Source organism: Cellulomonas sp. McL0617 (assembly GCF_049994875.1).
In the GTDB taxonomy this organism is placed as follows: domain Bacteria; phylum Actinomycetota; class Actinomycetes; order Actinomycetales; family Cellulomonadaceae; genus Cellulomonas.
Genome location: NZ_CP188256.1, coordinates 4110923 through 4130073, shown reverse-complemented (window position 1 = coordinate 4130073; position 19151 = coordinate 4110923). Strand labels below are relative to the sequence as shown.

Genomic DNA, 19151 nt, shown 5'->3' with positions numbered 1-19151 from the left:
CCAGATGTTCCGGTGCCATCACCCGTCAGGACAGGGAGATCTCGGTCAGCTCGAGCCGGAACGACCCGTCGGCCGTGGTCGGCAGCTCGGTGATCCACAGGACCAGCGACTGCGTCTCGGTAGGCGGGATGAGCGGGAACTGGGTCGAGGGTCCGAACGCTCCCGAGGCCAGGACGGGCCCGTCGGTGGGGTGCGCGGCGTCGGTGGCCCGGATCTCGACGTGACCGCCGGTGCTGTTCGAGCCCAGGGTCACCGCGTTCACCGTGGTCTTGGCGGTGAGGGTGATCGCGTAGCCCACGGCGGGCTTGAAACCCGCGAAGTCGGCGCGCTTGTACGTCTGGGTGTACCAGAACGTCGAAGGGTCGCCGTCGAACGCCCTTCCGACGGCCTCCTGGTGCTCGCCGTCGCTGTCGGACGGGTCGATGGTCGTCGCCGACGCGATGACGGGTGGTCCGGCCTGCGCGACGGGCGGGGGGGCGCCGGGCTGTGTCGCCGCAGCGGAGGCGGAGGCCGAGGCGCTCTGCGACACCGCCGGCTGGTCGGTGGTCGGGGATCGGGGGTCGAACCCGGCGAACAGCGTGCGGATCGCGATGATGACGCCGACGATGACCGCGATGCCGACGATGACCAGCACCAGGGCGGTCGGGTCGAACCTGCGCGCCACGATGGGGACCTCGTGCCCCTCGTGGCCCATCACCATGTCGAAGTCGGCGGCCGCGGTCGCCTGCGACACCGGCCGACGCGGGACCGTCGGCAAGGTCGCCGGCGGGATGACGGCCGGGAGCACCGGGACCGCCGGTGCGGGCACCGGGGCTGGCGCGGGGGCCTGAGCAGGGGCGGGCACGGGGGTCGGGGAACGGGTGGGCACGGCCGGGGCGCCCGCGGGCGGGGTCGCACCGCCGAGGGTGTTGCCCCTGGTCGGGATCGCGGGCGGCGGGGTGCCGGGCAGGTTGGCACCGGGCGGCTGGGTCTCGTCGGCCCGGAACGCGCTCCGGACGGACTGGCGCTGCACGACGACCGGGGTCACGACCGCGGCGCTCTCCACCTCCGGTGCGGCCTCCCCGGTCGGGGGGAACTGGTCGGCGACGGAGGCGGCAGCGACCGCCGCCCCGGCTGCGACCTCGCCGAGCCCGGACGAGCGGATCTCCCCCCACGGCTCCAGCTCGCGCACGAGCTCGCCGGGGCTGTGCGGCCCGTCGTCGTTCGGCCCGAGCGTCACGACGCACAGCGTGTCGAGGTCGTTGGGGATGCTCGGCGCGAGCTCGGCGGGCGGGACGGGCGAGCCGTCGACGACCGGGGCCAGCGGGAGGGTGTCGCCCCCGGTCGGCAGCAGCGCGGACGGGTCGCCGGGCCAGTAGCCGGTGAGGGCGGCGTACAGCAGGCGGACCAGCCCGACGGCATCGGAACGGGTGGTGGACCGCGCGTCCCCGCCGGCGTCGCCCAGGAGGGCGGCGTCGAGCGCCAGCCCACCGACGAGGACCCGGCCGTCGGGGCTGACGTGCACGACCGACGGGCGCAGGGCGAGGTGGTGGACACCACGGCGACGGGCTACCTCCAGTGCGGCGGCGGCCTCGCCGACGACCGCGCGGGCCTGGTCGGCGGTCAGCGGCGCCCGGGCGGCAAGCTCCGCCAGCGACGGGCCGGCGAGCTGCTCCGAGACGACGTAGCCGTAGCCGTCGTGCGACCCGACGTCGAGCACGCGCACGAGCCGGGGATCGGTCACCAGGGCGGCCCGGCGAGCGGCGTCGAGGGCGGGTGCGACGGCGCCGGACTCGAGCACGCGGACGCGCACGGCACGGTCGAGGATCTGGTCCGTGGCGTGCCAGGCGCTGGCGCCCTCGAGGTCCGAGTCGACCGGGGACAGCACGCGGTAGCGACCGGCGAGGACGGTGCCGCGACCGACGACCTCGCTCACCTGCACCTCCGCTCGAAGCCGACCGACGTCCGGGACCCCTGCATGCTAGCCGCGTCGCCCGGGAAGCTTCCGCAGCAACGGACCCAGAAGCCCGTCCAGCTCGCGCACACGAAGCACCCGCAGGCCCCCGACGTACAGCAGACCCATGATCGCCCCGACCACCACGCACTCGATCACGGCGCCGACGAACCGGTCCGGCAGCGCCCGTGCGAGCAGGAAGAGGACGAGCATCCCGACGGCGGCGGACACCAGGGCAGCCACGCCGGCGCGCGCATGCATCCGCAGGACCCGCCCGCCGTCCAGGGAGCCGATCCGACGCCGCAGCAGGACCTGCGAGTACACCATCCCCACGACGTACGACAAGCTCATCGACAGACCGATGCCGACCACCCAGTGCGTCGGCGAGAGGAATGCCCTGGACGCGTAGGCGCCGAGGACGACGACGACCGCCATCACGATCTGCACGGGCAGCATCGACCGCGCGTCCTCGTAGGCGTAGAACACACGCTGATAGATCGACCAGACGCCGAACGCGGGCAGGCCGACGATCATGGCGAAGGCGACGGGTGCGACGGCGTGCGCGGACTGCGCCGCCGCCGTGAACAGCAGGACACGGGTGAGGGGAAGGGCGAGGACGGCGATCGCTGCCGTGGCGAACACGGTGAACACCCCGACGACGCGCAGGCTGTAGGACAGGTTGGCCCGCACGCCCGGCAGGTCGTTGTCGTGCGCGTGCGCCGAGAGCCGCGTGAACATGGCGGTGGCCAGGGACACCGTGACCAGCGAGTGCGGCAGCATGAAGATGAGGAAGCCCATGTCGTAGGCGTTCGGGCCGGCGACCGACCCGCTCGGCGCGCCCAGGGCGACGGCCGCCTGGGGCGCGGCGGTGGACACCTTGGACACGACGATGAAGCCCAGCTGCCCGACGCCCAGACCCGCGAGCGTCCAGGTGGCCACCCGCCCGGCGACGCCGAGGCCCGAGCCGCGCAGCCCGAACCGCGGCCGGTACCGCACACCGGCGCGCCGCAGCGCCGGGATGAGCACCGCGGCCTGCGCGACGACCCCGAGGGTGGCGGACAGCGCGAGCACCGTCGTCTGCGTCGTGGTCATCGAGCTCGCCTCGATGACCCCGGTGTGCTTGACGCCGCGGAACAGGGCGATGAACACGCCGAACCCGGCGATCGAGACGACGTTGTTGACGACCGGGGCCCACATGTACGGCCCGAACGACCCGCGGGCGTTCAGCACCTGGCCCAGCAGCCCGTACGCCCCGTAGAAGAAGAGCTGCGGGATGCACCAGAACGCGAACGTCACGGCGAGCCGGGTCTGTGTGGCGTTGTGGAAGTTCGAGTAGAGGCCGACCAGGATCGGTGCGGCGAGCGTGAGCACGAACGTGACCCCGGCGAGCGCGAGGAAGCCGATGGTCAGCAGCCGGTCGACGTACTCCTGCCCGGCGTTGCGCTTGTACGCCCGCACGACCTGCGGCACGAGGATCGCGTTGAGCACGCCACCGATGAGCAGCATGTACAGGATGTTCGGGAGCTTGTTGGCCACCGCGAAGGCGTCGGCCACCTGGGTGGTGCCGCCGATGGCGGCGGCCAGCACCATGACCCGGACGAACCCGAGGACGCGTGAGGCGGCGGTGCCCGATGCCATGAGCGCCGCGCCACGGCGCACCCCGCCGTCGTCGCTCATGAACCGGGCTCGCCGCCGCCGAGCACGGGCAGCGGCGGCGGCTTCTCGGCGTCGACGCGCGTGCCGCGCCGCCCGCTCTGCCCGCGCCGGATGGTCCGCACGATGCCGAGCACCAGGCCGATCGCCAGCAGGACGCCGACGACCTTGGTGCCGACGCTCTCGATCGTGGGTGCGACCCGGGCGGTGAACGTCATGGGGGCCGAGACGGGCGTCCCGTCGTGGGCCGTGAGCCGGGAGTCGACGACGACCTCGCAGTTGGCGAAGGCGTGCAGGGTCACCGTGACGACGGTCGACGTCTTCGCCTCGACCAGGACGGGTGGGACGGCCTTCGCCTCGAGGCAGGCCTTGCGTGGCTGGACGGTGAGCAGCACGGTGGCCGGGACGTCGAGGGCGTTGGTGACGGTCATCCGGACCTCGTTCGAGGAGCTGACGGCGTGGACGTCTCCCAGCTGCGCGATGGACAGGCCGCTGGTGCGGGTGGTGAGGTCCGCGAGCACGCGGCTGACCAGGTCGGCACGCTGCTGGGGTTGGGCCCGCCACGCGACGGCCAGGGGTGCGACGACCTCGGCGTCGACGCCCTTGAGCAGCGTGTCCGGCTCCTCCGTGACGGTCGCGAACGCGATCGCCTGGTCTCGCGCGGCGGCCAGGCGCCGGACCTGGTCGGGGGCGAGCGCCGTGGGGTCGGCGGCGCTCGCGGGCACGGTGGCCTTGCCGGTCGCCGCGTCGGTGCCGAGCAACGTCGACGTGTCGGTGACGTTCACCCACGGGGTGGTGTCGAGACCGCTCAGCAGTGCGGCGACGGTCGCGGTGTCCGGTCTCCAGTCCCGTCCCGCCGTCATCAGGACGTGCGGCTGGTCTGACGGGGTCTCCCGTGCCACGACGGCCAGCTCGGCGAGGGCCCGTTGGGTGGTGGTAGCAGGCGTCGCCTGGGCGTCGACCGAGGTCGGGTCGGTGAGCAAGGCGCTCAACCTGGTGTCCGGCACGAGGGCGTGCACCGTCCCGGCGGGGGTGCGGACGGCGGTCCGGGCCTCGGGCGTCTTCCCGCTCTTCGGCTTGTCCGCCTCGACGGACCCGGGGGCGACGACGACAGCGGGCTCGTGCACCTGCGCCGCGACGGCCAGCGTGGTCTGGTCGAGGTTGCCGCCCGTGGGCGTCCACAGGATGCCGGACGCGTCGATCCCGGCGGTCGAGGACGCGTCGACGGCGAGCTGCACGAGGGCCGACTGGTCGGCGTGCCCCGCCGCGCCGATGTCCGGGTCCGACCACGGCAGGGCCAGCACGTCGTGGTGCGCGAGGTCGGCGTCGAGCCCGGACGCCCAGGCCTGCGCCCGGGTGCTCCCACCGGCGGCCGAGGCGAGCAGGGCCGGGTCGACGGCGACGCCGATGTCGGGATGCGCGGCCAACGTCCTGGTCAGCGAGTCGAGGCGGCCGCCCGGCGCGACCAGCGAGTCCAGCGAGGCGGACTGCGGGGACAGCGGGTCGGCACCGGGTCCGACCACCGGGACCAGGACCGAGACGGGGGCCGGCGAGACCGCGGACTCATCGGGATACCAGAGCAGGAACGTGCGCTCGACACCCACGCGCGTGTGGCCGTCCAGCAGCTCGACCGACAGGCCCCGCGGCCCCCAGGTGTCCGGGAGGTCGAGCAGGTGGACGTCCGCCGCGGGCAGGGTGATCGCGACCGACGCGCTCTCGCCGACGCCGAGGGGATCAGCCAGCGTGACGGCGGCGACCTGGGGACAGGGTGACTTCGACGGGCAGGTGGTGCCCGACGTCCAGGACTCGAGGTCGTCGCGGGCGCTCACGAGGAACCGGCTGAGGCGCAGGGTCAGCATCGGCTTCTCGACGACGTCCGTGCCGGTGTTGGTCACGGTGGCGGCGACCGTCAGGTCCTGCCCGGGGCGCAGCACCGACGGGGAGATCTGGTCCACGTGGACGGTGACGGACAGCGGGGTGGCGTCGGCGGCGTCGGCCGGTGCGGCGAACGTGAGGGCAGCGCCCAGGGCCAGGGCCGCGCAGAGCACCCGGCGCAGCGTCGAGCGGGCGCTCATGCCTCGTCGACGAGGACCAGCAGGGCCGCCTCGGCGAGCCGGCGCTCGTTCGGGTAGGCGAGGACGTCGTGCAGGTTGGCGACCGGGACCCAGGCGGCCTCCTCGGCCTCCCCGTCCGGGTCGCCCTCGACGGACAGGTCACCACCGACGGCACCGAGCAGGAAGTGGTGCACGACCTTGTGCACGCGCCGGTCGTCGCCGCTGAACCAGTAGTCGATCACCCCGAGCCGCCCGACCACCTCACCGACGATGCCGGTCTCCTCGGCGATCTCACGGACCGCGGCCTGCTCGGGGGTCTCCGCGCCCTCGAGGTGGCCCTTGGGCAGGCACCACTCGAGACGACCCGCGCGGTTGCGGCGCGCGATGACCGCAGCGTGGGCGACCCCGTCACGCCGGCTCACGACGATCCCCCCGGCGGACGTCTCGTCGACCACGGGAAGGGGCGGCGGCGCCGGCTTGCTGGGGGTGAGATGGGGGTCGATGCGCAACGCGTGGCCACCCGGCGGCGCAGGAACGCCCCCAGGGAACGATGGGCGCGCCGGGCTCGACATCCCGCCACTGTAACGACTACACGGTGGGGTGTCGGTCAGCCGTGCGGGAGGCGACGGTGCGACCGTCCGACGACCAGGCGACGGTGGATGTCTGGCAGGCTTGGACGAGTGCCCGCCGAACAGCCCGACGCATCCGCCCTCGACGCGCTCCGCCGTCGCGCCCTGGGCGTCCTGAGCAGCCTCCCGTCCGACGCCCTCGAGCTGGGCGAGGTGTTCCGGGCCGCGGGCCACGAGCTCGCCCTCGTCGGTGGACCGGTGCGTGACGCGTTCCTCGGGCGGGCATCGGCGGACCTGGACTTCACGACGTCGGCGTCACCCGACCAGACGCTCGCGCTGCTCGCGCGGTGGGGCGACGCGCACTGGGACATCGGCAAGGAGTTCGGCACGATCGGCGCCCGTCGCTTCGGGGGGCGCCGGCAGAACGGTCCCGACGACGTGGTCGTCGAGGTCACCACCTACCGGTCCGACGAGTACGACCCGACGAGCCGCAAGCCGGTGGTCGCGTTCGGGGACTCGCTCGAGGGCGACCTGTCCCGCCGAGACTTCACCGTCAACTCGATGGCGGTCCGGCTGCCCCAGCTGACGTTCGTCGACCCGTTCGACGGTCTGCGCGACCTGGCCGCGGGTGTCCTGCGCACCCCGGTCGACCCGCGCCAGTCGTTCGACGACGACCCGCTGCGCATGATGCGTGCGGCCCGGTTCGCCGCCCAGCTGGGCTTCGCGGTCTCCCCAGAAGCGCGCGCGGCCATCGAGAGCATGGCCGAGCGCATCACGATCGTCAGCGCCGAGCGGGTGCGCGACGAGCTGAGCAAGCTGCTGGTCTCGTCGACCCCCCGCGACGGGCTCGAGGTTCTGGTGGACACGGGCCTGGCCGACCACGTGCTGCCCGAGCTGCCCGCGCTCCGGCTCGAGATCGACGAGCACCACCGGCACAAGGACGTCTACGAGCACTCGCTGACCGTGCTCGACAAGGCGATCGCCCTCGAGACGGGCCCGGACGGTGCCGTGCCCGGCGCGGACCTTGTGCTGCGCCTGGCCGCGCTGCTGCACGACATCGGCAAGCCGCGGACGCGGCGGTTCGAGGCGGGCGGCGGCGTGAGCTTCCACCACCACGAGATGGTCGGCGCGAAGCTCGTCGCCAAGCGGCTGAAGGAGCTCCGGTTCGACAAGGCGACGGTGAGCGCGGTGGCCCGGCTGACCGAGCTGCACCTGCGTTTCCACGGTTACGGCGAGGGCGCCTGGACGGACTCGGCCGTGCGCCGCTACGTCACGGACGCCGGGCCGCTGCTGGAGCGGCTGCACCGCCTCACCCGATCGGACTGCACCACGCGGAACCTGCGCAAGGCCGCGCGGCTGTCGGCGGCCTACGACGACCTGGAGGCGCGGATCGGCACGCTGCAGGAGCAGGAGCAGCTCGACGCCATCCGCCCCGACCTGGACGGCACGCAGATCATGGCTGTCCTCGGACTGAGTCCGGGCCGCGAGGTGGGCGAGGCGTACACCTTCCTGCTGGAGCTGCGCATGGAGCGTGGACCGCTCGGGCCCGAGGTCGCGCGCGAGGAGCTCCTCGCGTGGTGGGCTACTCGCTCCTGACCACCAGGAGGCACACGTCGTCCTCCTGGCGGGTGCCGACGAACGTGGCGACGAGATGGTCGCGGATCGCGCTCGCGGACGCTCCTTCGGCGACGTGCGAGAGTTCGTCCGCCAGCATGGCGATCCCGTCGCGCAGCCCCCGGTCCCGCCGTTCGATCAGCCCGTCGGTGTACAGGACCAGCACAGCGCCCGGTGGGACGCCGATCGCGGCCTCGGGCCGGTCGAGGCCGGCCAGCCCGATGGGCGTCGACAGACCTTGGTCGAGCTGGAGGACCTCGCCGCCGGGCAGGCGCAGCAGCGGCGGCGGATGGCCCGCGCGGGCATAGGTGACGTGGGCGCCGACGCCCTGCGCGGACGACCAGCGCAGGTAGACGCACGTCGCGATGTCGGCGATGTCGAGCCCGCGGACCAGCTCATCGGCACGAGACAGCACCGCGCCCGGAGAGGATCCCTCCCACGCGTACGACCGCAGCAGCGACCGCAGCTGGCCCATCGACGCCGCGGCGCGCAGGTCGTGACCCACCACGTCGCCGACCGCGAGCCCGACCGTCCCGTCGGGCAGCGGCAGGACGTCGAACCAGTCGCCACCCACCTGGGCGCGCCTGGCGGAGGGGACGTACGCGGTCGCGATGTCCAGGCCGGGGACGTCGGCGATCGTCGGCAGCAGGGACTGCTGCAGCGTCAGAGCCGCAGACCGCTCCGCCAGCAGCAGCCGGACGTTGTCGAGTGCCAGGCCGGCCCGCCGGCCGAGGTGCGCGGCCGTGACCACTGCGTCCGGGCTGAACTCGCCGTCGCTGACCAGGCACAGGACGCCGATCACCCGGTCCCGCGCCCGCAGCGGCACGATCATGGCCGAGATCAGCCCGAGCCGGCGCAGCAGGGCGAGCTGCGCGGACGTCGTGCGCTGGACCGTGTCCGTCAGGTCCACCCGGTACGGCGTGGCGACGAACCCCGGCGGGCTGGCGAGGGCCTCGGCGACCCGCGGCGCGCGGGTCAGCCAGCCGAGGTCCTCGTTGGCCAGCGCCTGCGCGAGCTCGCGGTCCGTCGGGTCGGCCACCACGAGGTGCACGCGCGAGTACCTGCCGCGCTCGTCGGTCATGGCGACGAAGCCCCACGTGGCCAGCGCCGGGATGGTGATGTCACCGAGGGCGTCGACTGCTGCGTCGTAGTCGAGATGGCGCGCCAGCTCGTCGCTGACGCGGGCGAGCAGGTCGAGGCGTGCGGTCGCCTGGGCGTCGAACCCGGCCTCGAGATCCAGAGCGTGCTCGGGCGGGAGCTCCTTGGTGAGCCGCGCCTGGATGCCGACGTGGTGCGTGACCGCCCCGGTCTCGTCCGTGACCGGGCTGATGACCACCTGGTTCCAGAACGGCGTCCCGTCGCGGTGGTAGTTGCGGATGATCGTGCCGATCGTGCGGCCCGTGTCGAGCGCGGTCCGGATCCGCGCCACCGTGCGCGGGTCCGTCTCGGTGCCCTGCAGGAACCGGCAGTTCCGTCCGACGATCTCCTCGACCGGGTAGCCGGTCAGGCGCGTGAACGCGTCGTTGACCCAGACCAGGGGACGGTCAGGCAGGCGGGCGTCGGCGATGCTCACGGACAGGTCGCTGCCGAGCACGGCTCGCAGCGGCAGGTCTTCGCTCATGCGGTGACGGGTTCCTGCGCGACCGCCGTCGAGCCGACACCACGCGACGCGAGGCCGTAGAGCAGCGCACCGGCGGCGTACCCCACGGCCAGCACCACGAACAGGCCCTGCGAGTACCCGGTGTCGGGGAGGGTCAGCGCGCCGAGCGCGGCAGCGCCGACGAACGCCGCGTTGTAGAGGACGTCGTAGAGCGCGAACGCCCGCCCGCGGTACTCGTCGTCGGTGTCCCTCTGCACGATCGTGTCGACGGCGATCTTGGCACCCTGTGCGGCGAGGCCGAGCAGCGTGGCGGCGGACAGGACCATGGCGCGCGACGACGACGTCGCGAGGAGCAGCTGGCTGGCCGCCGCGAGCACCAGGCACAGGACGATCCAGACCTGCGGCCCCGTGAGGCGCGCGAGCACGGGCGTGACGACCACGGCGGCGAAGAAGCCGAGCGCGGAGGCGCCGAGGATCGCCGCGAAGGTCTTGAGGCCGTCGTCGGTGTTCGCCGGGTCCGACAGCAGGTTGCGCGCGATGAGGATGCTCGCGATGAACGTCACGCCGTAGAGGAACCGGTGCACAGCCATGATGCCGAGGGCGCGTGCGGGAGTCCGACGTGCGAGCAGGTACTTCGCGCCCACGACGAAACCGCTGAAGATCAGGCCGAGCTGGGCGCGCAGCTGAGCGGCGCCCGCGCGTTCGTCGGGACCCAGCCGGTCCTTGCCCAGGCGGGTCGCCAGCGCGGCCGCTGCCGCCATGACGAACGCCGCGACGACGAGTGCGGCGGCGTCCTTGCCGCGGCCCGCGGGCAGCACGAGCCCGATCACGAAGCCGATCGCGCCGCCGATGCCCGCCGCGGCCGCGCCGAACGTCGGCGTCAGCGAGTTGGCTGTGAGCAGGAGGGGTCCGTCGACGGTGCGCGGCAACGACGCCGACAGGGCCGAGAGCAGGAACCGGTTGACGGACAGGTTGATCAACGCCAGCACGTAGACGGCCGGCGTGACCCCCGCGGTCAGCATGATCGTCGCGATGAGCGCGGTGAGGCCGACCCGCACGAGGTTGCCGACGACCAGCACCTGGCGCCGGCGCCAGCGGTCCAGCAGGACGCCCGCCCACGGCCCGACGATGGTGAACGGGAGCAGCAGCACCGCGAACGCGGCAGCGACCCCGGTCGCCGTGCTGGCGTTCTCCGGGGAGAAGAAGAACAACGTCGCCAGACCGGCCTGGAACATGCCGTCGGCCGTCTGGCTCACGAGCCGGACGGCGAACAGCTTGCGGAAGTCCCGCAACGGCCAGAGGGCCTTGAGGTCGGCGATTACCTGCACGCGCACATCCTCGCACCCTGCCCGACGGGTCAAGGCGAGGACCGCGCATGCCGATCAGGCAGGGTCACCCCAACCTTTCGCGGCGCCCGCTCCGTTCTTGTTGGCGACGACGGCGTGGTGGTGCGGAGAGGGGGATCGGACGCGGTGAGCGCACGATGGGAGACGCTGCTCGAGCAGCTGGTCCGGGAGAGGTACGACCGTCTGGTCGGGCACGCGATGCTCGTCTGCGGCTCGCGCACCGACGCCCAGGACCTCGTGCAGGAGGCGCTGATCGCGACCTTCTCGGGCCGGGCGCGGTTCACCAACCTGGCCCAGGCGGAGCAGTACGTGCGCCGGGCCGTGGTCACCCGGTCGATCGACGAGTCCCGGCGGCGCACGAGCGAGCGCCGCGCAGCCGCGCGCCTCGGTGCACATCCCGTCGTCGTGCAGGAGGTCCAACCGCGCGGCCTCGGGGCCGACGTGCAGCGGGCGCTCCAGGCGCTCTCACCCCGCGAACGTGCCTGCGTGGTGTTGCGCCAGCTGGAGGACCTGTCGGTCCGCGACACCGCCGCCGCGCTCGGGCTGAGCGAGGGCGCCGTCAAGCGGTACACGGCCGACGGGACGAAGCGTCTGGACGCGCTGCTGGGGACCGCCACCGACCACCACGAGACCGCCGACGTCCGACTGACCGGAGGTGCGCTGTGAGCGCTGACCTGGGTTCGCTGCTGTCCTTGGCCGCCGTCGAGCTGTCGCCGTCCGACGGCCTGGACGCCGCGCACCTGTCGCGGGTGGTCCGGTCGGTGCGTCGCCGCCGGATCCGCCGGCACACCGTCGAGTCCGCCGTCGGGGTCGCCGCAGCGAGCGTCGTCGGCACGGTCGTGTGGGCGGGTCTTCGCCTCGCGCCGGAGCCGCACCGCGCGCCACCGGCGGTCACGGCCACCCCGACGGTTCAGCCGACGCCCGCCCCGACGGTCCAGCCGTCGGCAATCCCGCGCTCGACGCCCAGCGCAGCGCCCGTTGCCGACGACATCGTCGGGCTTCCGCCGACGTTCGCGATGCCGGCCGGGCTGCTCGAGAAGACGACGCCCGGCTGGGTGCTCGCGATCTACCAGTCCGAGGTCCTCGACGAGAACTCCAGGCCCGTCCCGTCGGTCCCCACCGTCGTCCTCAGCTCGCCCGAGGGCGTCCCGTACCGGGTCCATGACCTCCCTCTCGACCCGTCGATCGACGTGCGGCTCCTACGCTGGGACGCCGGGTCCTCGACCGCCCTGGTGAGTGTTGGCCGCAGTCTCGCGGCTGACGGGAGCTCCGCCCCATCGGGGTTGATGGCCCGCGGGGTGCTCGACCTGACCACGGGGACGATCACCCCGGACCAACGCGGTCTTTCGGATGCGGCGGGGTTCGTGGGCAAGGCTTCGTCGGGTGCCGAGCTCTGGATGCAGCCGACCGACCTGTCCGTCGTCGACCAGCACAGCGACGACGACCTCCTGTCGATCGATGGCGACCGGGACGCGAAAATCGTGGCGACCCTCAAGGGGGCGCGCGAGTTCGACGTCAACCCGACCGGCACACGCGCAGTTTTCACGAGCTACACGCCCGGCCAGAGCGACTCGATGGGCACTGTCGACTCGCTGGGCGTCGTCGACCTGCAGGACGGCAGGGCGACGGTCGCCCCGTTCATCCAGGACAAGCGGTGCCAGATTTCCGGGTGGATCGATGCGGAGAGCGTCCTGACGGCCTGCAACGGCGACTCGGACGCGCACCCCTCGGTGTGGAGCATCGACGTCGCGTCCCGCACGCCGACGCACCTCCGGGACCTCGCGGAGGGTGACGCGTGGCCCGACGGCGGGACCTGGCTCAGTGACGGAGTCACCATCGGATCCGGCCACACGGGAGGGATCTTCGGGGACGACGACTGCGTCGAGGGAGGCGTCTACACCTGGAAGGCCGGCGTGCCGACACTGGTCGCGAGCGCGCTCGCCGACCGAGAGGTCTATGCCACGGTCGTCGACGGCACCGTGTACATCACCGATGTCGGCTCGTGCTACGGCGGTCCGACCATCGTCTCGTCGAGGCCGGTCGACGGCGACCCGATCACACTGCTACCCGCCCCCTCGCCCCGGCCGGACGGGGAGGCCTGGTCGTCGGGTGCGACGTCCTGGACGGTCGGAAGACCGATCGGCGCGATCGGGTGAGCCGGGAGGCCTCGAGGTCGGCGACCACCCGCATCCGCACGTCCTGTGGCCCCCGACGGTTGCGCTGCAGGTGCAGGCGTAGGCGGTAGGTACGGTACCGACTCGGTCTCGATCCCGAGCGGTGTGTCACGTCGGGCGCGACCCCAACCGATCTAGGACTCGAGACGTTCTTGATGAGCGGCGACGCGCGCCGCACCAGGGGGAGGGGTCCGATGGGCCGGGGTTGGGAGCCGATGCTCGAGCAGGTGGCGCGTGAGCGCTATCCGAGGCTCGTGGCACGGGCGATGCTGCTGGTCCCGTCGCGCGCCGATGCCGAGGACCTCGTCCAGGAGGCGTTGGTGGCCACGTTCGCGGCGCGCGCCCGGTTCGAGTCCGTCGCGCAGGCCGAGCAGTACGTGCGCCGCGCCATCGTGTCGCGATTCGTCGACCGGGTCCGGCGCAGCGACCGGGAGAAGTCGGCCGCCGCGCGGACCGCCGCCCGACCGGCGTCGACGACCGATCTCGGCGCCCAGGTGCTGTCGACGAACCTCGAGGTCGCCCTGCTGGCGCTCAGCCCGCGGACGCGAGCCTGCGTCGTGCTCCGCCATCTCGAGGACCTGTCCGTGCGGGAGACCGCGTCGATCCTCGGGCTGAGCGAGGGAGCCGTGAAGCGGTACGTCTCGGACGGCGTCGCCGCCCTCAACGCGGCGTTGGGCACGACGAGCCCCGACGACCGCGACCCGGTGGTGCTCGTGCAGACCGAGGAGGTGCGCCGTGGAGCGTGACCTGAGAGACGTCATGTCGGAGAACCTGGGCGCCCGCGAACAGGCGATGAGAGGCATGGAACCGCCGGCCGCAGCCCTGGCGCGCACGGTCCGGACGGTCCGACGCCGCCGGGCGGTCCGGCACTCGACCCAGGCGGTCGGCGGGGTCGCGATCGTCGCGGTGCTGGCGGCGGGGTCCTGGTTCGGGCTCCGGGGCGCGCACGAGCCGCACCCCGCGGTGGCGCCGACAAGCTCGCCGACGGTTGCCCCGTCGCCGGACGCATCGACGCCGACGCCCAGCGCGACTCCCGCACCGACGGTGGTCCCCGACGCGATCCTCGGCCTGCCACCGACGCTGCCGCTGCCGCCGGGGCTGCTCCAGCAGACGACGCCCGGCTGGGTCCTGGCGGTGTATGGCTCCGCGGAGCCCGACCTCGGCACGGAGGACTTTGGCGACACCCTCCCCGGCTTCCTGGCCCACACGGTGGTGCTCGCCGCTCCGACCGGCGAGCTCTACCGCGTGGTCGACCTGCCGCCCGAGATGGGCCTGTCGCTGCTGACGTGGTCGGCCGGTTCGACCACGGCGATCGTGCGCGTCGACTGGCAGGGCGACTACGGCCAGGGCGCCGTCCCGCGCGCCGAGCTCGACCTGACGACCGGCACGATCACTCCCCGACCGATCGCGACGACAGAGTCAGGGATCGACGACTGGTACTTCGACGGCGTCGCGGCCGACGGGTCCGAGGTCTGGCGCACGCCGACGAGCACGGACGCCGTGACTGCGGACGTGTACTCCGTCGCGGCCGATGGCACGGGGCGCCGGCTCGGGGCCATGGGCCGCACGATGCTGCTCGACCCGACGGGTCGTCGCGGTGTCACGCCTCCCGACTCCTCCACGACGACCTTCGACCTGGTCGACCTCGTCGCGGGTGGGACCACGCACCACGACTATGGCGTGGCCGGCAAGGCGTGCGACGTCGTCGGCTGGCTGGACCCGGACGCGCTCCTGGCGATGTGCGTCACCTCCGGCTTCGACCGTTGGGCTGACCAGCCGAGCGGCGTCTCGGATGCTCAGGACTGGGCGTCGGCGGACCCGGGGATGTACCGGATCGACATCGGCGCGCACCGGAGCTCCCTGCTGGCGCCGCTCACCCAGTCAGAACCTCTGGCGTACACCTGGGAAGGCGCGTGGGTGCGTTCCGGCGAGGTGGCCTACCCGGCCGGTCAGCCGTATCTCCGGGTACGTGACTGTGACGACGCTGTGTTCTCGTGGTCGGGCGACGGGCAGACCCTTGTCCAGGGGCCGGGAGACTCCAGCGACAACTACTTGAGCGCCACCACAGCGGGCGACCGACTCTTCGTCGCCTCGAGCCCTGGCTGTGCCGGCGACGCCGCCCCGTTGAAGTTGACTGTCCACTCGCTCACCTCGGGCGAATCGACGGTCCTCCTGCCGGCCCCGCCGCTCACGCCGGCGGTCCAGAAGTGGGCGTCGGGCGTCGAGTCCTGGGTGGTCGGCCGCTGATGACCCCAACCTTTCCCGGCGCCCGCTCCGTTCTTGTTGGCGACGGCGTCGTGGCGGACGGATCGGGGGCGGGAACGCGGTGAGTGCACGATGGGAGACGCTGCTCGAGCGGCTCGTCCGTGAGCGGTACACCCGCCTCGTCGGGCACGCGATGCTCGTCTGCGGGTCGCGCGCCGACGCGCAGGATCTCGTGCAGGAGGCGCTCATCGCCACGTTCTCGGGCAGGGCACGGTTCACGACCCTCGCGCAGGCGGAGCAGTACGTGCGTCGGGCCGTCGTCACCCGGTCGATCGACGAGTCGCGTCGACGGTCCAGCGAGCGCGGGGCGCTGGCGCGCCTCGGTGCGCGGCCGGTCGTCGCGCCCGAGGTGGAGCCGCGCGGGCTCGGCGCCGACGTGCGGCGCGCCCTCCAGGCCCTCGCTCCCCGGGAACGCGCGTGCGTGGTGCTGCGCCAGATGGAGGACATGTCGATCCGGGACACGGCGGCTGCGCTCGGGCTGAGCGAGGGAGCCGTGAAGCGGTACACCGCCGACGGGACGAGGCGGCTCGACGCGCTCCTGGGAACCACCACTGACCACCACGAGATGGCCGACGTCCGACTGACCGGAGGTGCGCTGTGAGCACGGAGCTGGGTTCGCTGCTGGCCCGTGCGGTCGAGGAGCTGTCGCCGACCGACGGGCTGGACGCGTCACGGATGTCGAGGGTCGTCCGCTCGGTGCGGCGGCGTCGGCTCCGTCGGCACACGGTCGAGTCGGCCGTCGGGGTCGCCGCGGCAGGCGTCGTCGGCACGGCCGTGTGGGCCGGTCTGCAGCTGACGCCACCTCCGCCTCAGCCCGCAGCCCCGTCGGTCACCTCGACCCCGACCGTCCGGCCGTCACCCACCGTCGACCCGTCCCCGTCGACCCCGACCCCGAGCCCGAGCCCGACTCCGACCTCTCCGTCGGTGCCGGCCTCCTTCGGGCAGCCACCGTCGACGCCCGTCACGGACGCGATCCTCACGTCCGCGACCGAGGGGTGGTCCCTCGCTCTCGACCTGCCGGCGTACCGGGTCGCGGGTGGCACGGACGAGATCGTCGGGACGGAGGCCCTGTACCTGCTGTCGCCGACAGGCGATCGCTACAAGCTGCTGGACCTGCCGGAGAACCCGCCGGTCGCGGTGAACCAGCTGACCTACTGGAAGGCCGGCGAACCACGGGCCCTCGTGAGCACGTCCACGCAGGCCGGCGTCCCCGGCTACGCCTGGCTCGACCTGCGCACAGGCGAGCTGACCTCGGCGTCCGCCCCGCCCGGATGGACCGCCTGGATCGGCGTCTCCGCGACCGGGTCCATGGTCTGGGAAGCGATGACGGACCGAACCTACAGCGTCGTCGCACCCGACGGGACGACGACGAGCCAGACACCGATCGCGGCCGTGACCGAGCGCATGGCGGCAACCATGGATCCGACGCGGACCTACCTTCTCGGCGACGCCGGCCTGCTGAATCTCGTGACCGGGCGGCTGCAGCCCATGATCGGTGCCGGCATGAACCTGAGGGAGTGTCAGGTCGTCGGTTGGTCGGGCGACACCGAGCCGATCCTGAACTGCGCGGGTGGTGGTTCGCCGGCGCTGCGGCACGCCGTCCTCGTCCTGCCCAGCGCATCGATCAGCTACGGCGAACCCGTGTTCGCCGACCCGGGTCTAGCTTCGGATGACGGCATCGAGACGCTGCCCGACGGTCGACTCGGCTGCACGATGACGGTCGACGGCGTGTTCGGCGTCTTCGCTGTGGCGTCCGACGGAACGGCGACCCTCGTCCAGGACATGGGTCAGGAGACGGACAGGGGCACCGTCAAGGTGACCGTGGTCGGTGGCACGGTCTTCGTCAGCTCGGGCGGGATCGTCGTCGCCCACGACCTGGCCTCGGGCAGGTCGTACGACCTGAACACGATGCCCACGGTGTCGGGTGCTCCGTACGGGATCGGCCCGGTCACGTGGACGGGCGGCCCGCGGTGGTGGGTGATGGGCACCTCCTGGTGAGCTGAACCACGAAGCCGTCTCGACGAGTACGCAAAGAGGCCCGCACCTCACGGTGCGGGCCTCTTTTGTGAACAGCTACGGGCTGCTGCAGGTCAGCGCTCGTTCGTGCCATCGATGAAGGCCTCGAGCTGCTGGCGACCGAGGGTGTCCTCCATCTGCACGGGCGGGGACTTCATGAAGTACGTCGACGCCGACAGGATCGGGCCACCGACGCCGCGGTCCTTGGCGATCTTCGCGGCGCGCAGGGCGTCGATGATGATGCCGGCCGAGTTGGGCGAGTCCCAGACCTCGAGCTTGTACTCGAGGTTCAGGGGCACCTCGCCGAACGCGCGACCCTCGAGGCGGACGTAGGCCCACTTGCGGTCGTCGAGCCAGGCGACGTAGTCCGACGGGCCGATGTGGACGTTGCGGTCCTCCTTCTTGCCGCCCAGGGGGCCGGTCAGGTTGGAGGTGACGGCCTGCGTCTTGGAGAGCTTCTTGGACTCCAGGCGCTCGCGCTCGAGCATGTTCTTGAAGTCCATGTTGCCGCCGACGTTCAGCTGGTACGTGCGGTCCAGCACGACGCCGCGGTCTTCGAACAGCTTGGCGAGGACGCGGTGCGTGATGGTGGCGCCGACCTGCGACTTGATGTCGTCGCCGACGATCGGGACGCCGGCGGCCTCGAACTTCGCGGCCCACTCGGGGTCGGACGCGATGAAGACGGGCAGGGCGTTGACGAACGCGACGTTGGCGTCGATGGCGCACTGCGCGTAGTACTTCGCGGCGATCTCGGAGCCGACGGGCAGGTAGCAGATGAGGACGTCGACACGGGCCTCACGCAGGGCGGCGACGATGTCGACCGGCTCGGCGTCCGACTCCTCGATGGTCTCGCGGTAGTACTTGCCGAGACCGTCGTTGGTCACGCCACGCTGCACGGTCACGCCGAGCGGGGGCACGTCGGCGATCTTGATGGTGTTGTTCTCGGAGGCGACGATCGCCTCGGACAGGTCGAAGCCGACCTTCTTCGCGTCCACGTCGAACGCGGCGACGAACTCGATGTCGCGGACGTGGTAGTCGCCGAACTGCACGTGCATCAGGCCGGGCACGGTGCTGCCGGCGTCTGCGTCGGCGTAGTAGTGCACGCCCTGGACAAGCGACGCGGCGCAGTTGCCGACGCCGACGATGGCGACGCGGATGGAGGTCATCCTCGCTCCTTCTCGGTGGTTCGCGGTGGTACGACGTCGTCGTCACCAGCGGTGGTGTCAGCAACGGCCGGACGGCCGGTGCCTGCAGGACGGGTGCGACGTACGCCGCGCTCGTTGTCGATCAACCCGTCGAGCCAGCGGACCTCACGCTCGACCTGTTCGAGGCCGTGCCGCTGGAGCTCGAGGGTGTACTCGTCCATGCGCTCGCGGGTGCGGGCGAAGGACACGCGGACCGTCTCGAGTCGTTCGGTCAGGCGCGTGCGCCGACCCTCGAGGATCCGAAGCCTGGTCTCGGCGTCGGTCTGCGCGAAGAACGCGAACCGGACGTCGAAGTTCTCGTCCTCCCAGGTGGCCGGGCCGGACGACGCGAGGATCTCCTGGAGATGCTCCTTGCCGTCCGCGGTCAGCTGGTAGACGATGCGTGCGCGCTTGGACGCGACGGTGTGGGGTGCGACGACGGACTCCGTGCCCTGGATCCACCCGCGGTCGACGAGCGACTTGAGGCAGGGGTACAGCGAGCCGTACGACAGGGCCCGGAAGGAGCCGAGCACCAGGTTGAGACGCTTGCGCAGCTCGTAGCCGTGCATGGGTGCCTCGTGCAGCAGCCCGAGGATCGCCGGCTCGAGCACGTCGGAACGACCGCGCACGGGGGCACCTCCTCAGGCTGTTGGGCTCTCGATGTATCAACTCGATACATCCGCAGACTATGTCGAGTTGAACGAACGGGGCAAGTCACGTGGCCGAGAGGTGACCTGGGCCAC

At 72.4% G+C, this 19151-nt stretch carries 15 protein-coding genes; 7 read left to right on the top strand and 8 right to left on the bottom strand.

The window, feature by feature from the left end:
- Positions 1-25: 25 nt before the first annotated feature.
- The 4 genes from ACPPVS_RS19030 to ACPPVS_RS19015 are packed head-to-tail and all read right to left on the bottom strand — an operon-like array spanning position 26 to position 6212.
- On the bottom strand, positions 26-1915 hold the full coding sequence (locus tag ACPPVS_RS19030) for a protein kinase family protein (RefSeq protein WP_426593854.1): 1890 nt from the start codon (positions 1913-1915) through the stop codon (positions 26-28).
- A gap of 45 nt (positions 1916-1960) precedes the next feature.
- The gene (gene murJ / locus ACPPVS_RS19025; protein WP_426593853.1) at positions 1961-3610 is read right to left on the bottom strand and encodes a murein biosynthesis integral membrane protein MurJ; all 1650 of its coding nucleotides are present in this window, start codon (positions 3608-3610) and stop codon (positions 1961-1963) included.
- On the bottom strand, positions 3607-5661 hold the full coding sequence (locus tag ACPPVS_RS19020) for a DUF6049 family protein (RefSeq protein WP_426593852.1): 2055 nt from the start codon (positions 5659-5661) through the stop codon (positions 3607-3609). The genes murJ and ACPPVS_RS19020 overlap by 4 nt, the downstream gene beginning before the upstream one ends.
- On the bottom strand, positions 5658-6212 hold the full coding sequence (locus ACPPVS_RS19015; protein WP_426593851.1) for an NUDIX hydrolase: 555 nt from the start codon (positions 6210-6212) through the stop codon (positions 5658-5660). The genes ACPPVS_RS19020 and ACPPVS_RS19015 overlap by 4 nt, the downstream gene beginning before the upstream one ends.
- Positions 6213-6299: 87 nt before the next feature.
- On the opposite strand from ACPPVS_RS19015, the gene ACPPVS_RS19010 reads away from it, so the two are divergent.
- The gene (locus ACPPVS_RS19010) at positions 6300-7805 is read left to right on the top strand and encodes a CCA tRNA nucleotidyltransferase (RefSeq protein ID WP_426593850.1); all 1506 of its coding nucleotides are present in this window, start codon (positions 6300-6302) and stop codon (positions 7803-7805) included.
- On the opposite strand, the gene ACPPVS_RS19005 is transcribed toward ACPPVS_RS19010, so the two are convergent.
- Complete coding sequence (locus tag ACPPVS_RS19005) at positions 7792-9444, bottom strand: SpoIIE family protein phosphatase (protein ID WP_426593849.1); 1653 nt, start codon at positions 9442-9444, stop codon at positions 7792-7794. The two genes, ACPPVS_RS19010 and ACPPVS_RS19005, sit on opposite strands and share 14 nt — an antisense overlap.
- Positions 9441-10751 carry an MFS transporter gene (locus ACPPVS_RS19000; RefSeq protein ID WP_426596035.1) on the bottom strand — a complete coding sequence of 437 codons (1311 nt, stop codon included), beginning with the start codon at positions 10749-10751 and terminating at the stop codon, positions 9441-9443. Before ACPPVS_RS19000 ends, ACPPVS_RS19005 begins: the two co-directional genes overlap by 4 nt.
- A 144-nt stretch (positions 10752-10895) precedes the next feature.
- Here ACPPVS_RS19000 and ACPPVS_RS18995 point away from each other — a divergent pair, with 144 nt between their 5' ends.
- From ACPPVS_RS18995 to ACPPVS_RS18970, 6 genes are all read left to right on the top strand, one after another.
- Complete coding sequence (locus ACPPVS_RS18995; protein WP_426593848.1) at positions 10896-11435, top strand: RNA polymerase sigma factor; 540 nt, start codon at positions 10896-10898, stop codon at positions 11433-11435.
- The gene (locus ACPPVS_RS18990) at positions 11432-12925 is read left to right on the top strand and encodes a hypothetical protein (protein WP_426593847.1); all 1494 of its coding nucleotides are present in this window, start codon (positions 11432-11434) and stop codon (positions 12923-12925) included. The genes ACPPVS_RS18995 and ACPPVS_RS18990 overlap by 4 nt, the downstream gene beginning before the upstream one ends.
- 212 nt (positions 12926-13137) lie before the next feature.
- Positions 13138-13689, top strand: coding sequence for an RNA polymerase sigma factor (locus ACPPVS_RS18985; RefSeq protein ID WP_426593846.1), 552 nt, complete (start codon positions 13138-13140; stop codon positions 13687-13689).
- A complete protein-coding gene (locus ACPPVS_RS18980) occupies positions 13679-15190 on the top strand; it encodes a hypothetical protein (RefSeq protein ID WP_426593845.1) in 1512 nt (503 codons plus the stop codon). The genes ACPPVS_RS18985 and ACPPVS_RS18980 overlap by 11 nt, the downstream gene beginning before the upstream one ends.
- Before the next feature lie 79 nt (positions 15191-15269).
- Complete coding sequence (locus ACPPVS_RS18975) at positions 15270-15809, top strand: RNA polymerase sigma factor (RefSeq protein ID WP_426593844.1); 540 nt, start codon at positions 15270-15272, stop codon at positions 15807-15809.
- Positions 15806-17206 (top strand): hypothetical protein, encoded by a 1401-nt coding sequence (locus ACPPVS_RS18970; RefSeq protein ID WP_426593843.1) that lies wholly within the window; start codon positions 15806-15808, stop codon positions 17204-17206. Before ACPPVS_RS18975 ends, ACPPVS_RS18970 begins: the two co-directional genes overlap by 4 nt.
- 92 nt (positions 17207-17298) lie before the next feature.
- On the opposite strand, the gene ACPPVS_RS18965 is transcribed toward ACPPVS_RS18970, so the two are convergent.
- A complete protein-coding gene (locus ACPPVS_RS18965; protein ID WP_426593842.1) occupies positions 17299-18390 on the bottom strand; it encodes an inositol-3-phosphate synthase in 1092 nt (363 codons plus the stop codon).
- Positions 18387-19037, bottom strand: a complete 651-nt coding sequence (locus ACPPVS_RS18960) for a helix-turn-helix transcriptional regulator (protein ID WP_426593841.1) — start codon at positions 19035-19037, stop codon at positions 18387-18389. The genes ACPPVS_RS18965 and ACPPVS_RS18960 overlap by 4 nt, the downstream gene beginning before the upstream one ends.
- Between the last annotated feature and the right edge of the window lie 114 nt (positions 19038-19151).